The organism is Streptomyces omiyaensis (assembly GCF_014650895.1).
GTDB classification, from domain to species: domain Bacteria; phylum Actinomycetota; class Actinomycetes; order Streptomycetales; family Streptomycetaceae; genus Streptomyces; species Streptomyces omiyaensis.
The window spans coordinates 1-635 of the sequence record NZ_BMVV01000093.1 but is presented as its reverse complement, the minus strand read 5'-3'; the positions used below and the strand labels follow the sequence as shown (position 1 = coordinate 635).

The following is a 635-nucleotide window of genomic DNA, read 5'->3' as shown; positions in this document are numbered from 1 at the left end:
GGAACGGTCTTCGCGCTGCTCGGCCCGAACGGCGCCGGCAAGACGACCGCCGTGAAGATCCTCTCCACCCTGGTCACCCCCGACTCCGGCCAGGCCACCGTCGCCGGACACGACCTCGCCCGCGCCCCCCACCACGTCCGCGCCGCCATCGGCGTCACCGGACAGTTCTCCGCCGTCGACGGCCTCATCACCGGCGAGGAGAACATGCTCCTCATGGCCGACCTCCACCACCTGCCCAAGGCCGAAGGACGCAGGACCGCCACCGAACTCCTCGCCCGCTTCGACCTCACCGACGCCGCCGCGAAACCCGCCTCCACCTACTCCGGCGGCATGAAACGCCGCCTCGACATCGCCATGACCCTCGTCGGCAGCCCCCGCGTCATCTTCCTCGACGAACCCACCACCGGCCTCGACCCCCGCTCCCGCCACACCATGTGGCAGATCATCCGCGCACTCGTCGCCGACGGCGTCACCGTCTTCCTCACCACCCAGTACCTCGAGGAAGCCGACCAGCTCGCCGACCGCATCGCCGTCCTCCACCACGGCCGCATCGCCGCCGAAGGCACCGCCGACCAGCTCAAGCGCCGGATCCCCGGCGGCCACGTCCGCCTCCGCTTCACCCACCCCGACACCTA

General features: G+C 71.2%; 1 protein-coding gene. It reads left to right on the top strand.

The window, feature by feature from the left end; genetic code table 11:
- Positions 1-635 (top strand): ATP-binding cassette domain-containing protein (locus IE287_RS38145; protein ID WP_189854013.1); only part of this gene is annotated, 635 nt, incomplete at both ends.